Origin of the sequence: Herbaspirillum sp. NPDC101397 (genome assembly GCF_044767325.1) — a bacterium.
GTDB lineage: Bacteria > Pseudomonadota > Gammaproteobacteria > Burkholderiales > Burkholderiaceae_D > Herbaspirillum.
In genome coordinates this window covers 334,267-358,995 of the sequence record NZ_JBIWNS010000003.1, presented here as the reverse complement: position 1 = coordinate 358,995, position 24,729 = coordinate 334,267, and the positions used below count along the sequence as shown (strand labels likewise).

The following is a 24,729-nucleotide window of genomic DNA, read 5'->3' as shown; positions in this document are numbered from 1 at the left end:
ACCATGCTAAAGAATCTTTTCCACCATGCCCTGCAGCACTGCGGCCTGATCGCCATCCTGCGCGGCGTGCGTCCCGACGAAGTCGAAGCCATCGGCAAGGCCTTGTATGACGCCGGCTTCCGCGTCATCGAGGTGCCGCTCAATTCGCCCGAGCCGCTGCAAAGCATCACCACGCTGCGCCGTACACTGCCGGCCGATTGCGTGATCGGCGCGGGCACCGTGCTCAGCCCCGAACAAGTCGCCCAGGTCAAGGCCGCCGGCGGCGAACTGATCGTCATGCCGCACAGCGACGCACGCGTCATCGGCGCCGCCAAGGATGCCGGCCTGTGCAGCGCCCCCGGCGTCGCCACCGTGACCGAAGCATTTGCCGCGCTGGCCGCCGGCGCCGACGTGCTCAAGATGTTCCCGGCCGAGCAGCTCGGCACCCACGTCGTCAAGGCCTGGCGCGCGGTGATCCCGGCCTCGGTCGCCTTGCTGCCGGTGGGCGGCATCATGCCCAGCAGCGTGTCGGTGTTCGTCGAAGCCGGCGCATCCGGCTTCGGCCTCGGTTCGGCGCTGTTCAAGCCGGGCATGTCCGCCGCCACCGTCGCCGAAAACGCCAAGGCCTTCGTCAGCGCCTGGCAAACCCGTCATGGTGCTTCCACACCGACCACTTAAAAAGAAGCCGGTCGCAGGGTCATGAACATGCCCATGACGACCGGCCGCTCCTCAACCAGCCCGCCGCAAGACTGGGCGCTTTTTCTCAGAACGGATCATTTCCGATGAAAATCACAAAACTGACCACCTTTATCGTGCCGCCGCGCTGGTGCTTCCTCAAGATCGAAACCGATGAAGGCATCGTCGGCTGGGGCGAACCCGTGGTCGAAGGCCGCGCGCACAGCGTCGCCGCCGCCGTCGAAGAACTGGCCGATTACCTGATCGGCAAAGACCCGCGCAACATCGAAGACCACTGGACCGTGCTCTACCGCGGCGGCTTCTATCGCGGCGGCGCCATCCACATGAGCGCACTGGCCGGCATCGACCAGGCGCTGTGGGACATCAAGGGCAAGGCGCTTGGCCTGCCGGTCAACCAGCTGCTCGGCGGCCCGGTGCGCGACAGCATCCGCGTGTATTCCTGGATCGGCGGCGATCGTCCGGCCGACACCGCGAAGGCGGCCAAGGATGCGGTGGCGCGCGGCTTCACCGCGGTCAAGATGAACGGCACCGAAGAACTGCAATTCATCGACACCTATGACAAGGTCGAGCTCACGCTGGCCAACGTCGCCGCCGTGCGCGAGGCCGTCGGCCCCAACGTCGGCATCGGCGTCGACTTCCACGGCCGCGTGCACAAGCCCATGGCCAAGGTGCTGGTCAAGGAACTCGAACAGTACAAGCTGATGTTCATCGAAGAACCGGTGCTCAGCGAAAACTACGAAGCCCTCAAGGAAATCGCCCACCTCACCGGCACGCCGATCGCGTTGGGCGAGCGCCTGTATTCGCGCTGGGACTTCAAGCGCATCCTCAGCGAAGGCTACGTCGACATCATCCAGCCCGACGTCTCGCACGCCGGCGGCATCACCGAGACGCGCAAGATCGCCACCATGGCCGAAGCCTACGACGTCGCACTGGCGCTGCACTGCCCGCTCGGACCGATCGCGCTGGCGGCCTGCCTGCAAGTCGACGCCGTGTCGTACAACGCCTTCATCCAGGAACAAAGCCTGGGCATCCACTACAACGAGAGCAACGACCTGCTCGACTACGTCACCGACGCCGACGTGTTCAGCTACAAGGATGGTTACGTCACCATCCCGAACGGCCCGGGCCTCGGGATCGAGATCAATGAGGAATACGTCAGGCAGCGCGCCGAAGTCGGCCATCGCTGGCGCAACCCAATCTGGCGGCACAAAGACGGCAGCTTCGCCGAATGGTAAAACCTGTCCGTGGTCCTACTGCGGAGCCATGATCCACCACCGTACGGTGCTCAGGATCCTCACGTACCTGAAGTACGTTCCGGTCCTTGCGCTCCGGTCGGCGGCGGCTCATGACTCCTCGCTACGGACCGCGAACAGGTTTCGATCTCTTTGAGTTCGCACGATTCTCTTCAATATATTTCACTCATGCGGCCCACATCTGCTCAGCAGGGCGGGCCGCAGCCACGTAAAATAGCGCTTTCCCCCGCAGTTCCCATACCAGGATTTTCATCATGCATTGGCCCCTCTTCGCCCTCGCCGTTGCCGCCTTCGGCATCGGCACTACAGAATTCGTGATCATGGGGCTGTTGCCTGATGTCGCGCGCGACCTCGGCGTCACTGCGCCGGCGGCAGGCATGCTGGTGTCCGGCTACGCCCTGGGCGTGGCGGCCGGTGCGCCGGTGCTGGCGATCGTCACCGCCAAGTGGCAGCGCAAGCGTGCGCTGGTCGGCCTGATGTGCCTGTTCATCCTCGGCAACGTGCTGTGCGCGATTGCGCCGAGCTACAACTTCCTGATGGTGGCGCGCGTGGTCACCGCGTTCTGCCACGCGGCGTTCTTCGGCATCGGTTCCGTGGTCGCCGCCGAACTGGTGCCGCGCGAGAAACGTGCACAGGCCGTGGCGCTGATGTTCACCGGTCTCACCGTCGCCAACATCCTCGGCGTGCCCTTCGGCACCGCACTCGGTCACGCCGCCGGCTGGCGCTCGACCTTCGGCGTCATCACGCTGATCGGCCTGGCCGCCGTCATCATGCTGTGGATCTGCCTGCCGAAAAAAATCGCCATGCAGGGCGGCAGCATCTTCAAGGAATTCCGCGCCATCGTTCATCCGCAAGTCCAGCTCGCGCTGCTGACCAGCACGCTGGCGTCGGTCAGCATGTTCAGCGTGCTGACCTACATCGCCTACATCCTGCTCGACGTCACCGGTTTCACCGCGCATCAGGAAAGCTGGGTGCTGCTGCTGTTCGGCGCCGGCATCACGGTCGGCGGCCTGATCGGCGGCCGCCTCGCGGACTGGCGACTGATGCCGGTGCTGTTCTCGATGTTCGTCTGCATCGCGCTGATCCTGGTGCAGTTCTCGTGGAGCAGCCACTATCCGCTGCCGACGCTGATCACCATGTTCGTCTGGGGCGCGTTCTCGTTTGCCGTTGTTCCCGCTGCGCAGATCCGCGTGCTGGATAAAGCCAAGGACGCGCCGAACCTGGCGTCGACGCTCAACCAGGGCGCGTTCAATGTCGGCAACGCCACCGGCGCGTGGCTGGGTGGACTGGCGATTTCGGCCGGCTGGCCGTTGACCGATCTGCCGCTGCTGGGCGCGGGCGTGTCGGTGCTGGGCTTCCTGACGGTGCTGACGTCGGCCTTGCTGGATCGGCGTGCAGCACGCGCTGCGGCGTGATTCGACTGGTCTTGAAAAAGTGCGGCTATAATGCCCTGCCATGAAACGCTACGTCCTCATTTTCCTGCTGTTGCTGCTGCCCTTCCAGTTTTCCTGGGCCGCGGTGGCGTCGTATTGCCAGCATGAAAGCAATCCTGCTGCACAGCACGTCGGCCATCACGCCTCCGCCGACAGCAAGCAAGAGCAGCAGGATCAGCTAGCGGACCAAAGCGACGACAGCAAGCTCAACACCGCCAGCGACGCCGATTGCAGCTTCTGCCATTTCTCCTGCAGCAAGCCGATGAACTCGTACACGTCATGGACGCCGCCTGCGCCGGAGAAGAACAGCTTCACTCCTTCACTACCCACGCTATATCTCTCCCATATCGGAGAATCCCCCGAAGAGCCCGACTGGAAACTCGCCGCCTAAACCGGCGAGTCGTCTTCCCCTTTCTTCCTTACTGCTGACCGCTCGCCGAATTCCTTCCCTCTTGTCCGGAGAATTCGATGTACACCCGTTTCTATCCGCTGGGACTGGCGCTTCTGCTCGCCTGCCCGGTCTACACGCATGCGCAGGAGGCGGCAACGCCCCTGACGCTGAGCAACGCCGTCGCGCTCGCGCTCGACAACAATCCTGAACTGTCCGCCGCAAGGCATGAACTTGAGGCGGTCGACGCCACCGTTACGCAGGCCGGCGCCCGCCCCAACCCCGAGCTGTCGACGCTGATGGAGGACACGCGCAAAAGCACGCGCACCACCACCATCCAACTCAACCAGCCCATCGAACTCGGCGGCAAGCGCGCCGCCCGCATCGGCGCCGCAGAACGTTCACGCGAAGCCGCCCGCATTGAGCTGGCCATCAGGCGCGATGACATCCGCATCGCCGCCACGTCGGCGTTCTTCACGGTGCTGACAGCGCAGGAACGCCGACGCCTGGCGCAAGAATCCGCCGACCTGGCCCACAGCGCCGCCAACGCCACCGGCCGTCGCGTCACCGCCGGCAAGATCTCGCCGGTGGAAGAAACCCGGGCGCGCGTCGCCGCTGCCTCTGCACGGCTCGAACTGAGCCAGGCCGACGGCGAACTGGATCTCGCGCGCCGCCGCCTCGCCGGCCTGTGGGGCAACGCGCAGCCGCGCTTCACGCTGGCTGAAGGCGCTGCCGGACAATTGCCGCCACTGCCGGCCATCGCCGACATCGCGGAGCGCAGCGCTGATGCGCCGCAACTGCGGCTAGCCCGGATCGAAGTCGAACGCCGCCAGGCATTGAGCAAGATCGAAAGCAGCAAGCGCATTCCCGACGCCACGCTGAGTCTGGGCCGGAAGCGCGATGAAGAAGCCGGCCGCAGCATGTGGGTGGTCGGCGTGTCGATGCCGCTGCCCTTCCTCGACAGCAATCGCGGCAACCTGGAAGAAGCCCTGCGCCGCACCGACAAGGCGCGCGACGAACTGGCCGCCGCGGAAACGCGCGTGCGCACCGACATCGCCCAGGCGTATGAAAAACTGCGCAACGCCCATGCCGAAGTCGCCGTCCTGCACAGCGACATCCTGCCCGGCGCGCAGAGCGCCTATGCCGCCGCCGGCAAGGGCTTCGAACTCGGCAAGTTCAATTTCCTGGAAGTGCTCGACGCCCAGCGCACCTTGTTCCAGGCGCGCTCGCAATACCTGCGCGCGATCTCCGACGCCCATCTTGCCTCGGCCGAACTGGAGCGCCTGCTCGGTTCCGCCGGCCCCAACCAATAACCGGACGCCATCATGACCAAGAAACAGAAACTCACCATCGCCGCGATCGCGGCCATCACCGCGCTGCTGGCTGCGCTGATCCTGCTTAGCGGCGCCAGCAAATCGGCACCGGCCGACGCCCATGCCGAAAGCGGCCATGACCATGCCGCAGAGAAAAGCACCAAGGACGATCACAAGGAAGCCAAAGATGAGCATGACGAGCACAAAGACCACGATGAGAAAGGCCACGACGAGAAAGATCACGATGAAAAGGGCCACGACGAAGACAGCAAGATCGCCTTCAGTGACCAGCAACTCAAAACCGCCGGCATCGTCCTCGACACCGCCGCACCCGGCCGCATCCGCACCAGCCTGCAACTGCCCGGCGAAATCCGCTTCAACCAGGATCGCACCGCACACGTGGTGCCCAAGGTCAACGGCGTGGTCGAATCGGTCAGCGCCAATCTCGGCCAGCACGTGAAGAAGGGACAAGTGCTCGCCGTCGTCAGCAGCAGCACGGTATCCGAGCAACGCAGCGAATTGCTGAACGCACAGCAGCGCCTCACGCTGGCGCAATCGACACATGCCCGTGAAAAGACCTTGTGGCAAGAAAAAATCTCCGCCGAACAGGATTACCTGCAAGCCGGACAGGCATTGAAGGAAGCCGAAATCGCCGTGCGCAATGCACAGCAAAAGCTGGCCGCCATCGGTGCAGGCGCCGGCGCTTCAGGACTGAACCGCTACGAGATCCGCGCCCCCTTCGACGGCATCGTCGTGGAGAAGCATCTCGCGCTCGGTGAAGCCGTGAAGGAAGACGCCAGCATCTTCACCATCTCCGACCTGTCCAGCGTCTGGGCCGAGATGACGGTCGCCGCGCGCGACATGAACGCCGTGCGCGTCGGCGAAAGCGTCACCGTCAACGCCACCGCATTCGCCTCCAGCGCCAGCGGCAAGATCGCCTACGTCGGCGCCTTGCTGGGCGAACAAACGCGCACCGCCAAGGCTCATGTGGTCCTGCCCAATCCCGGCAACGCCTGGCGTCCCGGCCTGTTCGTCAATGTCGACGTGCTGGCGCAGGAAACCGACGTCGCGCTCGCCGTCGCCGCCGACGCGGTGCAGTCGGTCGAGCAGAAACAGGTTGTCTTCGTGCGTGTTGCCGACGGCTTCCGCAAACAGGAAGTCACGCTCGGCCGCACCGACGGCAAACGCGTCGAAATCCTCAAGGGCCTCAGCGCGGGCGATGTCTATGCCGCCGCAGGCAGCTTCGTCATCAAGGCCGAACTGGGCAAGGGGAGCGCCGAACATGCGCATTAAGAATCTGCTGAACAGCGACCGCACCTCCCACTCCGAGCGAGAAGGACACACCCATGTTTGAACGCATCATCCGCTTCGCCATCGAGCACCGATGGCTGGTCATGTTGGCCGTCTTCGGCATGGCGGCCTATGGCGTCTACAGCTACCAGAAGCTGCCCATCGACGCCGTCCCCGACATCACCAACGTCCAGGTGCAGATCAACACCTCCGCGCCAGGCTACTCGCCGCTGGAGACCGAGCAGCGCATCAGCTTCCCGATCGAGACCGTCATGTCCGGCCTGCCCAATCTGGAGCAGACACGCTCGCTGTCGCGCTACGGCCTGTCGCAGGTGACGGTCATCTTCAAGGACGGCACGGATATCTACTTTGCGCGCCAGCTGGTCAATGAACGCATCCAGGAAACACGCAACAAGCTGCCGTCCGGCATCGATCCTGCCATGGGACCGATCTCGACCGGCCTCGGCGAAATCTACCTGTGGACCGTCGAAGCCAAGGAAGGCGCGAAGAACGCCGACGGCGTTCCCTACTCGCCCGCCGACCTGCGCGAAATCCAGGACTGGATCATCAAGCCGCAGCTGCGCAACGTGCCCGGCGTGACCGAGATCAATTCCATCGGCGGCTACGCCAAGGAATACCACGTCGCGCCCTCGCCGGCCAAACTGGCCTCCTACGGCCTGACGCTGCAAAACGTCGCCGCTGCGTTGGAACGCAACAACGCCAATGTCGGCGCCGGCTACATCGAGAAGCGCGGCGAGCAATACCTGATCCGCGCGCCCGGCCAGGTGGCCTTGCTCGACGACATCCGCAACATCATCCTCGGCAACGTGCAAGGCGTGGCGATCCGCATCCGCGACGTCGCCGAGGTCGGCATCGGCCGCGAACTGCGCACCGGCGCCGCCACCGAGAACGGTCGCGAAGTGGTGCTCGGCACCGTCTTCATGTTGATCGGCCAGAACAGCCGCACGGTCTCGCAGGCGGTCGACAAGAAGATGGCCGAGATCAACCGCTCGCTGCCCGAAGGCGTGCAGGCCGTCGCCGTGTACGACCGCACGGTGCTGGTCGACAAGGCCATCAACACCGTCAAGAAAAACCTCATCGAAGGCGCGGTGCTGGTGATCGCGGTGCTGTTCCTGTTCCTCGGCAACATCCGCGCGGCGGTGATTACGGCGATGGTGATTCCGCTGGCGATGCTGTTCACCTTCACCGGCATGGTGTCCAACCACGTCAGCGCCAACCTGCTGAGCCTGGGCGCGCTCGACTTCGGCATCATCATCGACGGCGCCGTCGTGATCGTGGAAAACTGCGTGCGCCGCCTGGCCCACGCGCAACAACATCACGGCCGGCCGCTGACGCGCAGCGAACGCTTCCACGAAGTTTTCGCCGCCTCGCGTGAAGCGCGCCGCCCGCTGCTGTTCGGCCAACTCATCATCATGATTGTCTACCTGCCGATGTTTGCGCTGACCGGCGTCGAAGGCAAGATGTTCCAGCCGATGGCCTTCACCGTGGTCGCAGCCCTGCTGGGCGCGATGATCCTGTCAGTCACCTTCATCCCGGCGGCGATTGCCCTGTTCATCGGCGACAAGGTCGACGAAAAGGAAAATGCCCTGATGCGCGCCGCCAAGCGCGCCTATGCGCCGCTGCTGCAAGCCTCAATGCGCAACAAGCCGGTGGTGCTGTCGCTGGCCGTGGCCGTGATTGTGCTGTGCACGCTGCTCGGGACAAAGCTCGGCAGCGAGTTCGTGCCCAGCCTCAACGAAGGCGACCTGGCGATCCAGGCCTTGCGCATTCCCGGCACCAGCCTGACGCAATCGGTGGAGATGCAGCAGCAGCTCGAACGCACGCTCAAGGACAGCTTCCCCGAGATCGAGCGCGTGTTCGCCCGCACCGGCACCGCCGAAGTGGCGTCCGACCCGATGCCGCCGAACATCTCCGACGGCTACATCATGCTCAAGCCGCAAGACCAGTGGCCCAAGCCGCGCAAGACCCGCGACGAACTGATCGCCGCCATCCAGGAAACCGTCGCCACCCTGCCCGGCAACAGCTACGAGTTCTCGCAGCCGATCCAGTTGCGTTTCAATGAACTGATCTCGGGCGTACGCAGCGACGTCGCGGTCAAGGTCTTCGGCGACGACATGGACGTGCTCAACGACACCGCCGCCAAGATCGCAACCACATTGGGCAAAGTCCCCGGCGCAACCGAAGTCAAGGTCGAGCAATCGACCGGCCTGCCGATGCTGACCGTCAAGATAGACCGCGAGAAGACCGCCCGCTACGGCCTCAACATAGGCGACGTGCAAGACACCGTCGCCATGGCCATCGGCGGCAAGGAAGCCGGCGCCTTGTTCCAGGGCGACCGTCGCTTCGACATCATCGTGCGGCTTCCGGAAAACGAGCGCAACGACCTCGACGCCATCAAGCGCCTGCCGATCCCGCTGCCGCATTCTGACGGCAAGATCAGCTACATCCCACTGGGAGAAGTGGCCGACTTCGACATCGCCCCCGGCCCCAACCAGGTCAGCCGCGAAAACGGCAAACGCCGCGTCGTCGTCAGCGCCAACGTGCGCGGACGCGATCTCGGTTCCTTCGTCGACGACGCAGCCGCCGGCATCGCCGCGCAAGTAAAAATCCCGGCCGGCTACTGGATCGCCTGGGGCGGCCAGTTCGAGAACCTGCAGTCGGCAACACAGCGCCTGCAAATCGTCGTGCCGGTCGCGCTGCTGCTGGTGTTCGTCCTGCTGTTCGCGATGTTCAACAACGTCAAGGACGGCCTGCTGGTCTTCACCGGCATCCCGTTCGCCCTGACCGGCGGCGTGCTGGCGCTGGCGATGCGCGGCATCCCGCTGTCGATCTCCGCCGCCGTCGGCTTCATCGCACTGTCAGGCGTGGCGGTGTTGAACGGGCTGGTGATGATCGCCTTCATCCGTACCCTGCGCGAAGAAGGCCGCTCCCTCGACGACGCCATCTTCGAAGGCGCCATGACGCGCCTGCGACCGGTGTTGATGACCGCGCTGGTAGCGTCGCTGGGATTCGTGCCGATGGCGCTGGCGACCGGCACCGGAGCGGAAGTGCAACGGCCGCTGGCGACCGTGGTCATAGGGGGGATTTTGTCGTCGACGTTGTTGACGTTGCTGGTGTTGCCGTTGTTGTATCGGTTGGTGCATGGGGGTGATGCTGAAGGGGGCGATGCGGTTCGCGCATCGTCGTCTTGGCATAGCCGATTGGGCGACTGGCTGCGTGGCAGAATACGTCGAAGGGCGTCAACAAATTAAATGAAAACGCCCGGCAACAAAGTCGTTGTGGGGCGTTTTTACGATATTTTTCTCGCCTTCTTCTGGCCGATTGTGGACGTCTTAATTCGTTAATTCCAACTATTTCGAAGAGATTTACATCATCCGGATCTTCAAGAAAGATTTTGGGGTGACTACGAAAAGGAACGCGGCCGCGAGAGCGCTCAATGAAAGATAAATATTTACTAATGTACGCCGCCTACAACAAACATTTTGAGAAATGGCCAAAAGACTAATTGATGCATGTATTCGTCTAATTTCATTGTTCTAAATACCCAAGATATTTGCTTTAAGAGGATATCGGTCAAAAGTGAAAAGCCGACGAGGTAGAAGACTGTACAGCACCATCGAAAAAACAGCATAGTGTTTTTCTGTAGTGAATATATACGCCAAAATTCTAACTTGGGCTCTGTGTATGGAGTGCTACGTCTACCTAAATTTGCCGCATTGAGAAGTCGGTTTTGCACATACAACGGCAGTTCATGCAGTGATTCTTCGTATTCTCTTAACTGTGTCATTGTCATCCCAGCGGCTTCGAACTCAGCGAAATTTTTGTTTTCAACAACGATCTTGGGACAGAGCATCGATACAAGTAAATTGCCGATTGAGAATGAAAGAGCAGCGAAGAACAATGTTTGCCAACTGAATGGAAGCGTCATGTGAAGTTTGATTTGCTGACCAGCGACGCTCAACCAAAGAATGTCATCTATCTCATATAGAAGCTTGGATAGAAGAGGAACTACTGCCAGCCAAATCCCCATAGAAGCAATTATTTTATTCTGTCTAATATCACGTAAAAATACCCAATTTGGGCCATTGAATGCCAAGAAGAGCTTGCGAAGAAGAAGATTTTTTTTAGATGGGATAGGCAGGGGCATTTTTTCTATTCTCTGTCTGGCGTATTCTTGTCAAGTTTCGCATGAAGTTAAAAGAGTTGCGATGTCGCTTGTTTAACGTCCCACTTTGGAGTCGGCGGCCATGCCATTCGATGCATTTTTGACGAATTCCCAAGGCGTTTTTCCCAGCGCTATTGCGTGGATGTCAGAAGGTCAAAAACGCTGTGTAGGCCCGGCAAAGCCCCCACGCAAATAGCCCGTAGCCAAAAAATCCGACCAAAATGCAGAGAATATTTACCCCAAATCCGAACTTTTTCGCCTTGGGTCGGGGAGACGCATACAGCCATTGAGACAAATAGGTAAGTCCCGAAAGCATTGCCCCTGACAGCACGCCAAAAGCGAATGGAGCTAGGACCAGCGAAAACAAATAGACCTTTGCTGGCACGTGTTGCGCAAGATGTCCGATAAAGGCCAACATCGCAATGGCAGCACCACCATTTAGTAAAAATCCTGTCTTGATGGCGGCCGGCCCCGATGCAATCACTGACCGGAACATTTCCAGCTGCCCGTCGTACATTCGTTTCGTGACTTCTAACTGCCCTTGCAACTGAGCCTTGAATTGCTCAAGCTGTAGTGGAGTTGCTTCGGAGGCGATGGTACTTTCGATGTTTGCCAAATATGTAATCAGGGCATCGCATTGAATTGTGTCATTGCCCTTGGCTTTGATTCCTTCAATGATTTCCTTTAGCTCTCGTGCAAAATCTTTAGCGCTCATCATTCCTCCCAGAAATATTTTTTTGTATCAATAGCTTAGCAAAAAAAACTCGTGAGGAGCAGATGACTACAGTTAGCCCCTTCTATGTGGATCAGCAATAAAAAAACCCCACAGTGGCGGAGCTGCGGGGTTTTATCATTTATCCATCTACTTGATGCTTCAAGCAATCCGCTGCTCCGAAGCCGGATCAAACAACAATGCCTTGGTCAGATCAAACGCCAATTTCAACGGCTCATTCGGCAAAGCACCTGCGCGCGGATGGGTACGGCAAGTCACCGGTGCATCGTTGAAACGCGCCACTACCAATGTGTCCGGGCCGGTCGGCTCGGTCAGTTCGATAACGCAGTCGACTTCGGTCGGACGGTAGCTGCCGGTGGTGCTGAGCGGATCGCCGTTGCGGGCGCTCATGGCGTCGGTGACGTGTTCCGGACGGATGCCGAGGACGATGTCGCGGCCTACCCATTTTGCTACTGCATCGGTATGGCCGTTCAATGGCAAGGTCAGCAAGGTCTTGCGACCGCCGTGGTCTAGTTCGAATGCTGGTGCCGAGCCGTCGGTGGTCAGTTTGCCGCGCAGGAAGTTCATCGACGGCGAGCCGATGAAGCCGGCCACGAAGAGGTTGCTCGGCGAGTCGTAGATCTCTTGCGGGCTGCCGAACTGCTGGACCACGCCGTCCTTCATGACGGCGATGCGGTCGCCCAGGGTCATCGCTTCGATCTGGTCGTGCGTGACGTAGACGATGGTGCTGCCGAGGCGCTGGTGCATGCGCTTGATTTCGGCGCGCATTTCGACGCGCAGCTTGGCGTCGAGGTTCGACAGTGGCTCGTCGAACAGGAACAGCGACGGATCGCGCGCAATCGCGCGGCCCATTGCGACACGTTGGCGCTGGCCGCCGGACAGCAGTGCCGGCTTGCGGTCCAGCAGATGGGTGATCTGCAGAATGTTGGCGACGCGCTCGACGATTTCCTTTTGTTCGGCCTTGGGGATCTTGCGGATGCCGAGGCCGAAGGAAATGTTTTCGCGCACGGTCATGGTCGGATACAGCGCATACGACTGGAACACCATGGCGATGTCGCGCTCTTTCGGAGCGACGTTGTTGACGACGCGGTCGCCGATCATGATCTCGCCTTCGGACACGCTTTCCAGTCCGGCGATCATGTTGAGCAGCGTCGACTTGCCGCAGCCGGAGCCGCCGACCAGGATCAGGAACTGGCCGTCTTCGATTTCGAGGTCGATGCCCTTGAGGACTTCGTTACCGTTCGGGTAGACCTTGCGTACGTTGCGAATTGATAAGCTTGCCATTCTCTTACTTCTCCATGAATTCTTGTCTTGAACTGCTTAACCCTTGACGGCGCCTGCTGTCAGGCCGCGGACAAAGTATTTACCAGCGAGGATATACACCAGCAGCGTCGGCAGCGCAGCGATGATCGCCGCCGCCATGTTGACGTTGTACTCGGTCACGCCGGTCGAGGTGTTGACCAGGTTGTTGAGCGCCACGGTGACCGGCTTTGCATCCGAGCCGCCGAACACCACGCCGAACAGGAAGTCGTTCCAGATCTGCGTGAACTGCCAGATGAAGCACACCATGAAAATCGGCAGCGACAGCGGGAAGATGATCTTGCGGTAGGTCAGGAAGAATCCTGCGCCGTCGATGCGCGCCGCCTTGACCAGCTCTTCCGGCACGGTCACGTAGTAGTTGCGGAAGAACAGCGTAGTGAACGCAATGCCGTAGACGATGTGGACGAAGATCAGGCCCGGCGTCGTATTGGCCAAGTCGAACATGCCCAGCAGGCGCGCCATCGGCAGGATCACCACCTGGAACGGAATGAAGCAGCCGACCATCAGTGCGGCGAACAACGCCTCCGATCCACGGAAGCGCCAGTGCGCCAGCACGTAGCCGTTGAGCGAGCCGATCAAGGTCGAGATCAGCACGGCCGGAATCGTCATCTTGATCGAGTTCCAGAAGAACGGCGCGAGGCCGCCGCAGTCGACGCCGGTGCAAGCTGTATCCCAGGCTTTGCCCCAGGCTGCAACCGTCGGCGCCATCGGCGGCGCCAGCAGGTTGCTGGTGCGGATTTCGTCAAGCGACTTGAGCGAGGTGGTGATCATCACGTACAGCGGCGCGAGGTAGTACAGCGCCACCAGCACCAGCAGGATGTAGATCAGCACGCGGCCGATGGTGAGCGGCTTGCGCTCCTGGTTCGGGCCCCCTTTGGGAGCGAAGGTATCAACGGCCATTGCGGGTTCCTTTCGTTTCCAGATACATCAAAGGCACCAGCACGGCCAGCACGGTCGCCAACATCATCACGGCGGACGCGGCGCCGAGGCCGAGCTGTCCGCGCGTAAAGGAGAACTGATACATGAAGATCGCCGGCAAGTCCGACGAGGTGCCGGGTCCGCCTGCGGTCAATGCCATGACCAGGTCGAAGCTCTTGATGGCGATGTGGCCGAGCACCAGCAGCACGCTGAAGAACACCGGGCGCAACGCCGGGATGACGATGCGGCGGTAGATGGTCGGCAAGCTGGCGCCGTCGACCATTGCGGCCTTGATGATGGCGTCGTCGATGCCGCGCAGGCCGGCCAGGAACAGCGCCATCACAAACCCGGACGACTGCCACACGCCGGCGATGACGACGGTGTAGATCGCCATGTCGGAGTTGACCAGCCAGTCGAAGGTGAAGTTGGCGAAGCCCCAGTCATGCATCATTTTTTCCAGGCCGAGGCCGGGATTGAGAATCCATTTCCAGGCGGCGCCGGTGACGATGAAGGACAGCGCCATCGGATACAGGTAGACGGCGCGCAATGCGCCTTCGGCACGGATCTTCTGGTCCAGCAGGATCGCCATGAACAGGCCGATGGCCAGGCACAGCAGGATGAACAGGCCGCCGAAGATGCCGAGGTTGCTGGCGGCGGTCCACCAGCGGTCGAGCGCGAACAGTCGGGTGTATTGATCGAAGCCGGCGAATTCGTAATTGGGCATCAGGCGCGAATTGGTCAGCGACAGATAGCCGGTGAGTGCGATGAAGCCGTAGACAAACACCAGCGACAAAACGATGGTCGGTGATAAGACCAGGCGCGGCAGCCAGTTGTCGGCCAGCGCGGCGAATTTTCCACTGCGGCCGTTTCTACGCGCGGGCTTGCCGGCAGCGTTCGAACTGGTCGACGACAGGGAAACTGTTGAATTGGACATGCATGTCTCCTGAACCCGGGGAACTATCGCGAAACCGGTCGAACAATCCTGCCGGCCTTTCACGATGATGGGCGCCCGACCGCTGCGCCCGCCCCGTAAATACCCTGTCCGCAAACACGCCGGAGCGTGCTGCGGAACAGGCCTTATTACACTGCTTCTGGTTACTTCTTATTGCTTACTGAGTTTTAGCTGCTTTGGCCAGCGCTTGCACGGCGGCTTGTGAAGTCATGTTGGAGTTCATGAACTTGGCAATCACGTCGAACATCGCGCCTTGCGCTGCCGAGCTGACGGCCATGCCGTGGGCCATGCTTGGCTCCAGGGTGTTGGCCTTGCTCGATGTCGCGAAGTCGTCCATCGACTTGGTGGCGCAGCTGTCGAACTTGCCGCGTGGGATATCAGGACGGACCGGGATCGAACCCTTGTTCAGGTTGAAGACTTCCTGGAACTCTGGGCTCATGATGGCGGTTGCCAAAGTCAGCTGGGCCTTTTGCGAATCAGGATTCTTGACCTTGAACATGGCGATCGAGTCGATGTTGAAGGTATAGGACTTGTCAGTGCCAGGTGCTGCTACGCACAGATAGTCCTTGCCTGGTTGCTTGCCGGCGGTGGTGAACTCGCCCTTGGCCCAGTCGCCCATGAATTGCATGCCGGCCTTGCCGTTGATGACCATGGCGGTTGCCAGGTTCCAGTCACGGCCTGCGGAATCCTTGTCGATGTAGGTCTTGATCTTGCCCAGTGTGTCGAAAGTCTTGACCATGTTGGCGCTGGTCAGGGCTGTCTGGTCCAGTTTCACCAGCGCCTTCTGATAGAAGTCGGCGCCGCCGACGCCCAGGGCGACGGTTTCAAAGACGGTGGCGTCCTGCCATGGCTGACCGCCATGGGCAACGGCGACGAAGCCGGCCTTCTTGATCTTTTCTGCAGCGTCGAAGAATTCATCCCAGGTCGTTGGAGTCTTGGCGCCGGCTTTCTTCAGCACTTCAGGGTTGATCCACAGCCAGTTCACACGGTGCACGTTGACCGGTGCGGCGACATAGTGGCCTTGATACTTCATCACGCTGGAGACCGACTTCGGCAGCAGGGAATCCCACTTGCCGGCAGTTGCTGCGGCGTCGATGTTGGCCAGTACGCCTTCCTGACCCCATTCTTGAATTGCAGGGCCTTTGATCTGGGCGGCTGTCGGAGGGCTGCCGGCGATGACGCGCGCCTTCAGCGCTGTCGTCGCGTTTTCACCTGCGCCGCCGGCGACCGCGAAGTCTTTCCAGGTCACGCCCTTGGCTTCCATGATTTTTTTGAGTTCGGCAACCGATTTTGCTTCACCGCCGGAAGTCCAGTAATGCAGCACTTCCACTTCCGCGGCATACGCTACGGTGGAAGCTGCGATCAGGGTGGTGGCGATCAGACTTTTTTTAATGGCGTGCTTCAACATCATTTTTTATCTCCTGTGTTTTAAAAATTGCCGTCGGCTTGCACCGCGGCAAGGTCTTGGTTCCCCGGGGAAGAGAACTTGCTGTTGGTACGGCGGGTGCTTTCAAGAGCACTCTTTTCTACTTCACTTTACTAAAACTACAAAAATTGCCTCAATAAACTTAATTATTAGGACGAACTCCCGTCGCTCGCTTGTAATTGTAGTAATGCTACAGTAACATTGCAATATAAGTTTTGTTTAATTACATAGAAATCTCATGCAAGTCATTCAAGAAGAAGCGTGCTTGTTCAATTTCGTCCTGTTTGGAGCGACAGGCGACCTGGCGATGCGGAAAATCCTTCCCGCGCTGTTCTCCGCGCATCTTGACGGCAAATTACATCAAGATGGCCGCATCATCTGCGTCGCCAAGCAGGAGTTGAATCAGGAGTCGTATCTTGACTGGGTTCACACCCAATCCGGCCTGTATGTCAGCGAAGGCATTGCCAATCAGAACGCCGACAAATGGCAAAGTTTTCTGCGCCGCATTACTTATGTCGCGCTGGACGCGACCAGCGCCGCCGACTACGCGTTGCTCGGCGAACAACTGAACGGCCAGGCCGTCACTGTCTATTACCTGGCGACGTCGCCGAAGCTGTTCGAACCGATCTGCAACCACCTGGCCGCCAGCAGCATTGCGCTGGACAACGCCCGCGTGGTGCTGGAGAAGCCCCTCGGCCACGATCTCGAGTCCTCGCGCGCGATCAATGACGCCGTGGCGCGGGTGTTCGCCGAAGACCAGATCTATCGCATTGACCACTATCTGGGCAAGGAGTCGGTACAGAACTTGCTGGCTTTACGTTTTGCCAACAGCCTGTTTGAACCGCTGTGGCGGCGCGAGTCGATCGAGCACGTGCAGCTGACCATCGCCGAACAGCTCGGCGTGGAAGGCCGCGGCGAGTTCTACGACGGCACCGGCGCCTTGCGCGACATGGTGCAAAACCATTTGCTGCAGCTGTTGTGCATGGTGGCGATGGAACCTCCGACTTCGCTTGATGCCAATGCTATACGGGATGAAAAAGTACGCGTGCTGCGCGCCCTTAAACCGTTCAGCCGCGACGACCTGGAAACCCGCGCTGTGCGCGGCCAATATGCCGCCGGTGCGGTGCGCGGCCAGGCCGTCGGCGGCTATCACCAGGAAGCCGGCATTGCGCCGCAGTCGAAGACCGAGAGCTTCATCGCGTTGCATGCCGAGATCAATAACTGGCGCTGGGCCGGCGTGCCGTTTTTCCTGCGCACGGGCAAGCGCCTGGCGGAGCGCACTGCGGAGATCGTGATCACCTTCAAGCCGATCCCGCACGCGATCCTGCCGATGCCGCAAGGCGTGGAGAGCAGTAACCGGCTGGTGATCCGGCTGCAGCCGGAAGAATCGATACAGTTGCACTGCTTCGCCAAGCAACCCGGCGACAGCATGACGATACAGCCGGTGGCGCTGGACCTGGCCTTCGACCAGGCTTTCAAGCAAAAGCGAGCAGATGCTTACGAGCGGCTGCTGCTCGATGTAATTCGCGGCAACCTCGCGCTGTTCGTGCGGCGCGATGAGCAGGAAGCGGCATGGCGCTGGGTGGAACCGTTGTTGAACCATTGGCAGAGCACTGCTGCGCTGCCGAAATCTTATCTTGCTGGAAGTTGGGGACCCAGTGCTTCGTCGGCGATGATGTCGCGCGCCGGCGCGCACTGGCCAGAAGACCGGTGATGGCCACGGATTTGCGCAAAGCGAGCTAATATACGCCCACTTAAAATAAAAGCACCGCAGAGCAAGCCCGCGCACAGCCTCACCGATACGCATAACAGTTTTTTTTCGGAAAGTTTCACTACATGTCTTCAGCATCGCTCATACATGGCAGCTACAACGCGTCGAACACCTTCATGGATGGTCCGCGTTTGTTGGCAGACATCGGCGGCACCAATGCGCGCTTCGCGCTGGAACGTGCTCCCGGACAGATAGATACGATCCAGACCTTGCGTTGCGCCGACTATGCGGAGTTTTCGCAGGCGGCCAAGGCTTACCTGGAAACCAACGAACATCCGGCCATTCACCATGCGGCGATCGCGATCGCCAATCCGGTGCAAGGCGACCAGATCAAGATGACCAATCATCACTGGGCGTTTTCGATTGAAGAGACGCGCAAGCTGCTCGGTCTCGATACGCTGCTGGTGGTCAACGATTTCACCGCGCTGTCGATGGCATTGCCGCATCTGGAGCAGTCGCATTGCATACAGATCGGCGGCGGCCAGGGACTGGAAGGCGGCGTGATCGGCCTGGTCGGCGCCGGCACCGGTCTCGGCGTGGGCGGCTTGATCCCGAGCGAAGGTCGCTGGATCGCGCTGGGCAGCGAAGGCGGCCACGTGTCGTTCTCGCCGGCCGACGAAAAGGAAGCGGCTATCCTGCAATATTGCTGGCGCACTTATAAACACGTCTCGGCCGAACGCCTGATCTCCGGCCCCGGCCTGGAAATGATTTACAAGGCGCTGTGCGAGATCAACAAGATCAAGAACCCGGAAGAATTGGCGGCGCCGCAGATCGTCGACCGCGCGCTGAATCAGAAAGACCCGCTGTGCCTGGAAGTGGTGGACGTCTTCTGCGGCATGCTCGGCACGCTGGCGTCCAACGTCGCGGTGACGCTCGGCACGCTGGGCGGCATCTACATCGGCGGCGGCGTGGTGCCGCATCTGGGCGACTACTTTGCACGCTCAGCCTTCCGCGCGCGCTTTGAAAGCAAGGGGCGTTTTGACGCCTACATGCAAAAGATCCCGACCTTCGTCATCACCGCGCCCTACCCGGCTTTCGTCGGCGTCGCCGCGATCCTGGCCGAACGCCTGGGCGGCGGCAATGCCGTGCCTTTCCTGGAACGAATCCGCAAGGCGCGCTCGCAATTCTCGCCGGCCGAAGAACGCGTCGCCGGCCTGATCCTGGCGCACCCGCGCGCGGTCATGAGCGAACCGATCTCGGAAATCGCGCGCCGCGCCAACGTCAGCCAGCCGACCGTGATCCGCTTCTGCCGCACCATGGGCTGCCAGGGTCTGGCCGATTTCAAACTGAAACTCGCCTCGGGCGTCACCGGCACCGTGCCTGTCGCACACAGCCAGGTCCACGTCGGCGACTCCTCGCTGGACGTTGGCGTCAAGGTGGTGGACAACACCATCGCGGCGATGATGGAAGTGCGCGACAGCCTCAACGCGGACACGCTGAGCAAGGTCATCGAAGTGCTGAGCCATGCCACGCGCGTGGAGTTCTACGGCTTCGGCAGCTGCGGCCTGGTGGCGGAAGACGCGCAACAGAAATTCTTCCGCCTCGGCATTCCGTCGACCGCCTACACCGATCCGCAACTGCAGGAAGTCTCGGCCTCGCTGCTGAAGAATACCGACGTCGCGGTCATCATCTCCAACTCGGGCCGCCTGCGTCACCTGGCGACCACGGTCGAGGTCGCGGTGAACTCCGGCGCCACCATCATCGCGCTGGCGCCGAGCAATTCGCAGCTGGCCAAGCGCGCCGACTTCACGCTGGCGGTCGAGCACGACGAAGGCAGCATGATGCACATCCCGATGGTGTCGCGCATCCTGCTGCTGTTGCTGGTGGACGTGCTGGCAGTGGGCGTGTCGCTGAACCGCTCGAGCCCGTTCGCGGAGCTACAGCGCCAGGCCAAGCGCGGCATCCTGGCCCACATCGCCTCGACGCACGACGTCCTCGGCGACAAGGTCTCGGCAGCCGACGATCATCCGGTGGAAAAGCATGGTGACGAAGGCAACAAGCCCAATCTGATCTCGCACACCAAATAGCACCGGGCAATACCACGTAATACCAGTTAAGCGGCGGAGACAGGAAGGCCGGCAGCAGATGCAGCGCAGGCCCTCCACATAAAAATAAACCGGCAAGGCCTGCAAGGCTTGCCGGCTTTTCTTTGAATAGCACCACCGCCTGCTTCAACGGCGCGGCACTGCCTTGGCGTGAGGAATTGTGCAATGGTCCCGATCGCTACATGCAGTTTTGCATTCCGGCGCAGGATCATTGTCGGTAATGGTGACGCCGCCGGGAAAATGCCCGCTGTTCCAGGTCCGCAAGAGAATGCGATCAAGCACCGTGCGAGCGCACAACTTGCGATTATATTGCGCCACCAAATCGGTGCCGATACGATCTATCCTTTCCTGAACATCCTTGAGCTCGGGATTTCCACGTACGGAGAAACCTGCAACGATGGTTTTCAGCGACGCGAAGTCCACTGACGCCAATCGCATGTTCGACAGTATCTCGAGACTGCCGCAGTCGCCGCTACCAGGTCCGCACGACTGACCGATCGAAGCCAGCGAAGTCATCCGGATCGTCCGCAGTTGCGGATTATCCCCAATGCTCACACTTTTCCCGACCGCTATCGGAGAGGTGATCGAGAGCATCTTGAGTTGCTGGTGAGCTTGAATACTGACGTCCCCCCCGATTGTTTTCAATGAACGAAAATCGAGAGGCTCGACAATGTCGTCGGCCAGGGGGATCTGCTCTTGCTTGCTGCCGAGATTGGCATTCTTGCTCAACGTCAGACTACCGCCAATTCCAGAAAGTCCAGGAAACACGAGACGCTCCAGAGCGGCATTGCCAACGGCGCCGAGCTCCCCGCCGAGCGTAGTCAGGAAAGGTATCGCGACAGTATGAACTTTCACACTTCGGTCGATGCTTATGCTCCCGGTCACCTCTTCCAGATAAGGCAGGATGACAGCCGCAACCGGCCCGTGAATGTACAGGTCTCCGTGGATTTTTCGATAGTGCCCCGTCTCGAACAATTGCAGCTGACGGTTTGCGTCATCGACGTTGGGCGCATCGATGAACACGCTCCCCTCGTAGGTGCGCCCTGTCAACTTGTTGTCGGGCCACTGGGAAACACAGCGCGTGTGCATGCCATCGCCCGTGACGGTCACTCCGCGCCGGAAGTCCACGCCATAAAAATCCGAACCGACGCGATGCAAGTCCGCCGTACTGCTGCTCAGCGACAGCTCGCCCGAAAAGAGCGGATCGAGGTAAGGATGGCTTTGCCCTGCACTCACCAGGCTCAGGAGTTCATGCTGCGCAGGAACGCGCCAGCGCTTGCCACCCAAGCCCGATCCAAGGCAGGCATCCGCCAAGGCACTGGCGTCGTTGGCCTGTACCGTCTGCTTTTGCCATCCCAGTCCGGTGGCATTGTCTTCGACCCAGCTTCCCCGGTCGGTGTAATGACTGTCTGGTTTGGCCTCGTGAAAGTCCGCGACGCACAGAACACCAGCCAGATTGCCCTTTGCGCTTCTGGAAAAACTTCTCCCATCAAGGAAGTCGATGAGCCAATACGAATCCTTGTCGGCGCCGTTGATATCGGATGGTGTCGAGGTCCAATAGGGAATTGAACGGATACCCGGCAGACGGTCATGATCAACGACCGGGTTGGCGTATTTGTAGTTAACGAGCGTCTGTAATTGCTGCCTCGTGGGGATCTGCATCGCTGGCCAGCCCAAGCTTTCACAATAACTTCGGGCGTCTTCGAGAGTTTTGTCGGCCGGTAGCGCGAACGATCTCTTGCTCCACAGCAAACCGGTTGCATCGTCCAACAGGGTGAGTTCATTCTCGGACGACCATTTCGGTGCATCCATCACCGGTTGCCTTACCCCGTTGACGGTACGGGTAGTACGCCACTCTGCACCGGGCAGCGACGGTTTGTCACTTTCCGGACGTGTCGTCGCACACGCCGTCAGCAGAACAGCCGCCAAAAGCAGGAATGCAAATCCGATCTTGTGATAACTTTTCAACACAGCATCTCCCCCGAGTATGTCGCCTTGTCATATGCCGGCTCCGGCTGTTGCCGTGCGCTGAATATACGGCATAGGGTGCAGGAAAGGTAGTGCCGGTAAACTTGCGGAAGAAAATAAAAAAGCCCGCTCAACATCGAACGGGCCAAGAGGGGGAGTTCCTCAGGATGTCACTACACCTACGACTACTCTGCGTTACGTGTGCCGCCCGACTAAAGTACAGCACGTTTGCTGCAGACCTGCGCGGGATGATTCCATCGCGACTATTAACGATGGAATCATGCCCGCGAGGACGGTGCCGGGATCACGCGATCCCGGGCTTGTCTTGCATCAGAACGAGTGGCTGACGCCGAAGTACAGCGCGTTCATGTTCTGACCCACGGCGCCGCCATTGGTGCCGTACTCGACCGAGAAGTCCGAAGTCGAGCTGTTGCGGATTGTGCCGACGGTTGCGTACAACAGTGTGCGCTTGGACAGGCTGTAGTTACCACCGAGGACGAACAGGTTGGCGCTACCCACGCCGCCGTTGACGTTGACGTGGTAAGCCGCGCCAATCAGTGTCAGAGCTGGTGTGATCTGGTAGTTCGCGCCCAGCCAGTAATGGTTGGCGCGGTCAGGCGAACCTGCTGCTGCCGAAGGCGCGCGCAGGTTTTCGTAACCGGCGAACAACTTCAGTTTGTCGATGGTGACGGTGCCGCCCAGTGTGAGCTCTTTGGAAGAAGCAAACAATGTGGAGAACTGACCGTTGGTGTCGCGTTGCACGTCATAGATGGCGCGCAGTTCATAGGTCGGCTGCACGAAAGCCAGCGAGATGCCGTCGCGGCTGCCGTTGTTGATATTGGTTGGGCCGGTTGTCGGGGCTACGCCCTTGGTGAACGAACCTGCAGCTTCGCCGAAGCCGTGCATGACAGTTGCCGTGAAGCCGCCGAAGTTTGGCGTTTCATAGCTGACCATGTTGTTGGTTTGCGGCCAGTTGCGTTCCTTGACCAGTGTCGCGGTGCTCAGCGCTTGTTGGCCGGTCGGATCCAGTGCCCAGATCGGATCGCTTTGGATCGCCAGGTCCTTACCCATTTTCAGAGTACCGGCCGAGCCGCTCAGACCGACGAACGAGCGACGTGTCCACAAACCCGAACCGCCGTTGACCTGGCCGTTGGAAGCGTCAAAACCGCTTTCCAGTGTGAAGATCGCCTTAAGACCGCCGCCCAGATCTTCATTGCCCTTGAAGCCGAACATGCTGGTGCCCCACTCATTGCCGTCAACGCCCCATTTGCCGCCGCGGGAAACGACTGCGCCGGTGGAATCGCGTTGGGTGAAGTTGCTTTGATAATTGATACCGGCGTCGATACGGCCGTAGATGGTGACGTTAGTCTGAGCCTGAGCGCTTGCGCATGCGCCGGCCATGACGGCAGCAATAGCGAGCGGCTTCGCAATGAATGCGACCTTTGATGCTTTTTTCATTTCATCTCCTAAATTTGCTGTGGGGACTTCCACTATTTTTCGAGCATTGCACTCGAATTCTTTTTTTTGGGCATTGTTTCCACGCAGCCATGTGACGGTTGCGCTTCTTTTTGCCTCTCTACATTTTATGTAGTTTTACTAAAAATTTTATTTAATTCTACACATTAAAAATTTATTTTCCACGCTTTTTTTACCGCAACTACATAGATTTTATAGATTTATTGGGAATTACAACAGTTAAGAGCCATAGAAACGAAGAATATGTGTACTAATGTTACAAGTAGCTTTGCTACTTATTGCTAGTTTTAAAACTACATTTTGGTTTAAATATGTTGCTGATACGAACTTAAACTTCAGCGGGGGTGATTTGAGCAAGGAGGATCATGCCTGCCGACAACAGAGAGGCACCACCCGATATTTCTCCGGACAGCGCAAAAAGCAAAGGCCTGGCGCACCGCCAGGCCTTCTATATATAGAGAGAGTGCAAACGAAGCTGCGTCGCCGCGTGATCAATCGGCGACGCGCACCACCACCTTGCCGAAATTGCGACCGTCGAGCAAACCGATCAACGCAGCTGGCGCATGCTCCAGTCCTGCGACGATGTCCTCGCGCAACTTGACCCGCCCGGCGGCGACCCAGGCGCGCATGTCGCGCTGGAATTCAGCATAGCCGTCGGCATAGTGGTCGAGGATGATGAATCCTTGCATGCGGATACGCCGGAACACCAGCGCGCTCAATAGCTGCGGCAAACGATCCGGGCCAGCCGGCAGACCCTTTTCGTTGTAATGCGCAATCGACCCCGATACCGGTATGCGCGCGTGGTCGTTGAGCAGCGGCAGCACCGCGTCGAACACCGGACCGCCGACGCTTTCGTGATAGATGTCGATGCCATCCGGACAGGTCGCAGCAAGCTGGCGAGCGAACTCCGGATCGCGCCGGTCCAGACAGGCGTCAAATCCCAGCTCATCGACGACATAGCGGCATTTGTCCGCGCCGCCGGCGATGCCGACTACGCGCGCGCCCTTGATCTTCGCGATCTGCCCAAGCACCGAACCGACAGCACCACTGGCTGCCGCCACCACCACGGTTTCACCAGCCTTCGGGCGGCCGATCTCGAGCAGCGCGTGATAGGCGGTGAAGCCGGGCATGCCCAGCGCACTCAGCGCGTAAGAAGGATGTGCGGCATCGCCCAGCGGTGTCAGGTCGCTGCCCTCGGACAAGGCGTATTCCTGCCAGCCGTCGAAACCCAGCACCAGATCGCCTTCATTGAATTGCGGATGCCTCGACGCCACGACGCGACTGACTGTGCCGCCCACGATCACATCGCCTAAGGCCAGCGGCGGCGCATAGGACGCAGCATCACTCATGCGGCCGCGCATGTAGGGGTCGAGCGACAGGAACATGGTCTGCAGCAGCAATTGCCCCTCCGCTGGTTCGGGCATGGCGACTTGCTCCAGGCGGAAATCTGCGGGAACCGGTGCGCCGTGAGGACGTTGCGCCAGGACGATGCGACGATTGACGAGGGGATATTGGTGTAGCGGCATGTTTTCTCCTTTTCGATTTACCTGATAGGCTTTGATATTAATAGACCGGTCGTCTA

General features: G+C 60.0%; 18 protein-coding genes. 9 read left to right on the top strand and 9 right to left on the bottom strand.

The window, feature by feature from the left end; genetic code table 11:
- Window positions 1-3 precede the first annotated feature (3 nt).
- From ACIROW_RS09555 to ACIROW_RS09525, 7 genes are all read left to right on the top strand, one after another.
- Window positions 4-657, top strand: coding sequence for a 2-dehydro-3-deoxy-6-phosphogalactonate aldolase (locus ACIROW_RS09555; RefSeq protein ID WP_402274568.1), 654 nt, complete (start codon window positions 4-6; stop codon window positions 655-657).
- Between the two features lie 104 nt (window positions 658-761).
- A complete protein-coding gene (dgoD, locus tag ACIROW_RS09550; RefSeq protein WP_016836730.1) occupies window positions 762-1,910 on the top strand; it encodes a galactonate dehydratase in 1,149 nt (382 codons plus the stop codon).
- 272 nt (window positions 1,911-2,182) lie between these two features.
- Entirely contained in the window at window positions 2,183-3,343 is a 1,161-nt protein-coding gene (locus tag ACIROW_RS09545; RefSeq protein ID WP_402274565.1) for an MFS transporter, read from the top strand.
- 40 nt (window positions 3,344-3,383) lie between these two features.
- Window positions 3,384-3,752, top strand: coding sequence for a cation efflux protein, CzcI family (czcI, locus tag ACIROW_RS09540; RefSeq protein ID WP_402274563.1), 369 nt, complete (start codon window positions 3,384-3,386; stop codon window positions 3,750-3,752).
- Window positions 3,753-3,829: 77 nt separating this feature from the next.
- Window positions 3,830-5,062, top strand: coding sequence for a TolC family protein (locus ACIROW_RS09535; RefSeq protein ID WP_402274560.1), 1,233 nt, complete (start codon window positions 3,830-3,832; stop codon window positions 5,060-5,062).
- Window positions 5,063-5,074: 12 nt separating this feature from the next.
- Window positions 5,075-6,355 carry an efflux RND transporter periplasmic adaptor subunit gene (locus ACIROW_RS09530; RefSeq protein WP_402274558.1) on the top strand — a complete coding sequence of 427 codons (1,281 nt, stop codon included), beginning with the start codon at window positions 5,075-5,077 and terminating at the stop codon, window positions 6,353-6,355.
- 53 nt (window positions 6,356-6,408) lie between these two features.
- Entirely contained in the window at window positions 6,409-9,624 is a 3,216-nt protein-coding gene (locus tag ACIROW_RS09525; protein WP_402274555.1) for a CusA/CzcA family heavy metal efflux RND transporter, read from the top strand.
- A gap of 203 nt (window positions 9,625-9,827) precedes the next feature.
- Here the strand turns inward: ACIROW_RS09525 and ACIROW_RS09520 are convergent, their stop codons facing one another.
- The 6 genes from ACIROW_RS09520 to ACIROW_RS09495 all read right to left on the bottom strand — a co-directional run bounded on the left by ACIROW_RS09520 (window position 9,828) and on the right by ACIROW_RS09495 (window position 15,872).
- A complete protein-coding gene (locus ACIROW_RS09520) occupies window positions 9,828-10,520 on the bottom strand; it encodes a hypothetical protein (protein ID WP_402274553.1) in 693 nt (230 codons plus the stop codon).
- A gap of 163 nt (window positions 10,521-10,683) precedes the next feature.
- Complete coding sequence (locus ACIROW_RS09515; protein ID WP_402274551.1) at window positions 10,684-11,253, bottom strand: hypothetical protein; 570 nt, start codon at window positions 11,251-11,253, stop codon at window positions 10,684-10,686.
- A gap of 159 nt (window positions 11,254-11,412) precedes the next feature.
- Window positions 11,413-12,555 (bottom strand): ABC transporter ATP-binding protein, encoded by a 1,143-nt coding sequence (locus ACIROW_RS09510; RefSeq protein WP_402274549.1) that lies wholly within the window; start codon window positions 12,553-12,555, stop codon window positions 11,413-11,415.
- Window positions 12,556-12,591: 36 nt separating this feature from the next.
- Window positions 12,592-13,491 carry a carbohydrate ABC transporter permease gene (locus tag ACIROW_RS09505; protein ID WP_402274546.1) on the bottom strand — a complete coding sequence of 300 codons (900 nt, stop codon included), beginning with the start codon at window positions 13,489-13,491 and terminating at the stop codon, window positions 12,592-12,594.
- Entirely contained in the window at window positions 13,481-14,443 is a 963-nt protein-coding gene (locus tag ACIROW_RS09500; RefSeq protein ID WP_402274543.1) for a carbohydrate ABC transporter permease, read from the bottom strand. Before ACIROW_RS09500 ends, ACIROW_RS09505 begins: the two co-directional genes overlap by 11 nt.
- A 175-nt stretch (window positions 14,444-14,618) precedes the next feature.
- Window positions 14,619-15,872, bottom strand: coding sequence for an ABC transporter substrate-binding protein (locus tag ACIROW_RS09495; RefSeq protein ID WP_402274541.1), 1,254 nt, complete (start codon window positions 15,870-15,872; stop codon window positions 14,619-14,621).
- A gap of 253 nt (window positions 15,873-16,125) precedes the next feature.
- Between ACIROW_RS09495 and zwf the strand changes: the two genes are divergently transcribed.
- Window positions 16,126-17,601 carry a glucose-6-phosphate dehydrogenase gene (gene zwf, locus ACIROW_RS09490; protein ID WP_402274539.1) on the top strand — a complete coding sequence of 492 codons (1,476 nt, stop codon included), beginning with the start codon at window positions 16,126-16,128 and terminating at the stop codon, window positions 17,599-17,601.
- Window positions 17,602-17,723: 122 nt separating this feature from the next.
- A complete protein-coding gene (locus tag ACIROW_RS09485) occupies window positions 17,724-19,685 on the top strand; it encodes a glucokinase (RefSeq protein WP_402274536.1) in 1,962 nt (653 codons plus the stop codon).
- A 144-nt stretch (window positions 19,686-19,829) separates the two neighbouring features.
- Here the strand turns inward: ACIROW_RS09485 and ACIROW_RS09480 are convergent, their stop codons facing one another.
- The 3 genes from ACIROW_RS09480 to ACIROW_RS09470 form a co-directional block, all read right to left on the bottom strand.
- A complete protein-coding gene (locus ACIROW_RS09480) occupies window positions 19,830-21,671 on the bottom strand; it encodes a DUF1566 domain-containing protein (RefSeq protein ID WP_402274534.1) in 1,842 nt (613 codons plus the stop codon).
- 330 nt (window positions 21,672-22,001) lie between these two features.
- Window positions 22,002-23,129, bottom strand: coding sequence for a porin (locus ACIROW_RS09475; RefSeq protein ID WP_402274532.1), 1,128 nt, complete (start codon window positions 23,127-23,129; stop codon window positions 22,002-22,004).
- 509 nt (window positions 23,130-23,638) lie between these two features.
- Window positions 23,639-24,673, bottom strand: coding sequence for an NADP-dependent oxidoreductase (locus tag ACIROW_RS09470; RefSeq protein WP_402274529.1), 1,035 nt, complete (start codon window positions 24,671-24,673; stop codon window positions 23,639-23,641).
- Between the last annotated feature and the right edge of the window lie 56 nt (window positions 24,674-24,729).

Bases quoted from the DNA above. Each gene is read 5' to 3' on its own strand.
- ACIROW_RS09520 (WP_402274553.1), bottom strand. From the start codon at position 10,520: ATGCCCCTGCCTATCCCATCTAAAAAAAATCTTCTTCTTCGCAAGCTC.
- ACIROW_RS09500 (WP_402274543.1), bottom strand. From the start codon at position 14,443: ATGTCCAATTCAACAGTTTCCCTGTCGTCGACCAGTTCGAACGCTGCC.
- ACIROW_RS09535 (WP_402274560.1), top strand. From the start codon at position 3,830: ATGTACACCCGTTTCTATCCGCTGGGACTGGCGCTTCTGCTCGCCTGC.
- ACIROW_RS09470 (WP_402274529.1), bottom strand. From the start codon at position 24,673: ATGCCGCTACACCAATATCCCCTCGTCAATCGTCGCATCGTCCTGGCG.
- czcI (WP_402274563.1), top strand. From the start codon at position 3,384: ATGAAACGCTACGTCCTCATTTTCCTGCTGTTGCTGCTGCCCTTCCAG.
- ACIROW_RS09495 (WP_402274541.1), bottom strand. From the start codon at position 15,872: ATGATGTTGAAGCACGCCATTAAAAAAAGTCTGATCGCCACCACCCTG.
- zwf (WP_402274539.1), top strand. From the start codon at position 16,126: ATGCAAGTCATTCAAGAAGAAGCGTGCTTGTTCAATTTCGTCCTGTTT.
- ACIROW_RS09515 (WP_402274551.1), bottom strand. From the start codon at position 11,253: ATGAGCGCTAAAGATTTTGCACGAGAGCTAAAGGAAATCATTGAAGGA.
- ACIROW_RS09475 (WP_402274532.1), bottom strand. From the start codon at position 23,129: ATGAAAAAAGCATCAAAGGTCGCATTCATTGCGAAGCCGCTCGCTATT.
- ACIROW_RS09485 (WP_402274536.1), top strand. From the start codon at position 17,724: ATGTCTTCAGCATCGCTCATACATGGCAGCTACAACGCGTCGAACACC.
- ACIROW_RS09510 (WP_402274549.1), bottom strand. From the start codon at position 12,555: ATGGCAAGCTTATCAATTCGCAACGTACGCAAGGTCTACCCGAACGGT.
- ACIROW_RS09505 (WP_402274546.1), bottom strand. From the start codon at position 13,491: ATGGCCGTTGATACCTTCGCTCCCAAAGGGGGCCCGAACCAGGAGCGC.
- dgoD (WP_016836730.1), top strand. From the start codon at position 762: ATGAAAATCACAAAACTGACCACCTTTATCGTGCCGCCGCGCTGGTGC.
- ACIROW_RS09530 (WP_402274558.1), top strand. From the start codon at position 5,075: ATGACCAAGAAACAGAAACTCACCATCGCCGCGATCGCGGCCATCACC.
- ACIROW_RS09525 (WP_402274555.1), top strand. From the start codon at position 6,409: ATGTTTGAACGCATCATCCGCTTCGCCATCGAGCACCGATGGCTGGTC.
- ACIROW_RS09545 (WP_402274565.1), top strand. From the start codon at position 2,183: ATGCATTGGCCCCTCTTCGCCCTCGCCGTTGCCGCCTTCGGCATCGGC.
- ACIROW_RS09555 (WP_402274568.1), top strand. From the start codon at position 4: ATGCTAAAGAATCTTTTCCACCATGCCCTGCAGCACTGCGGCCTGATC.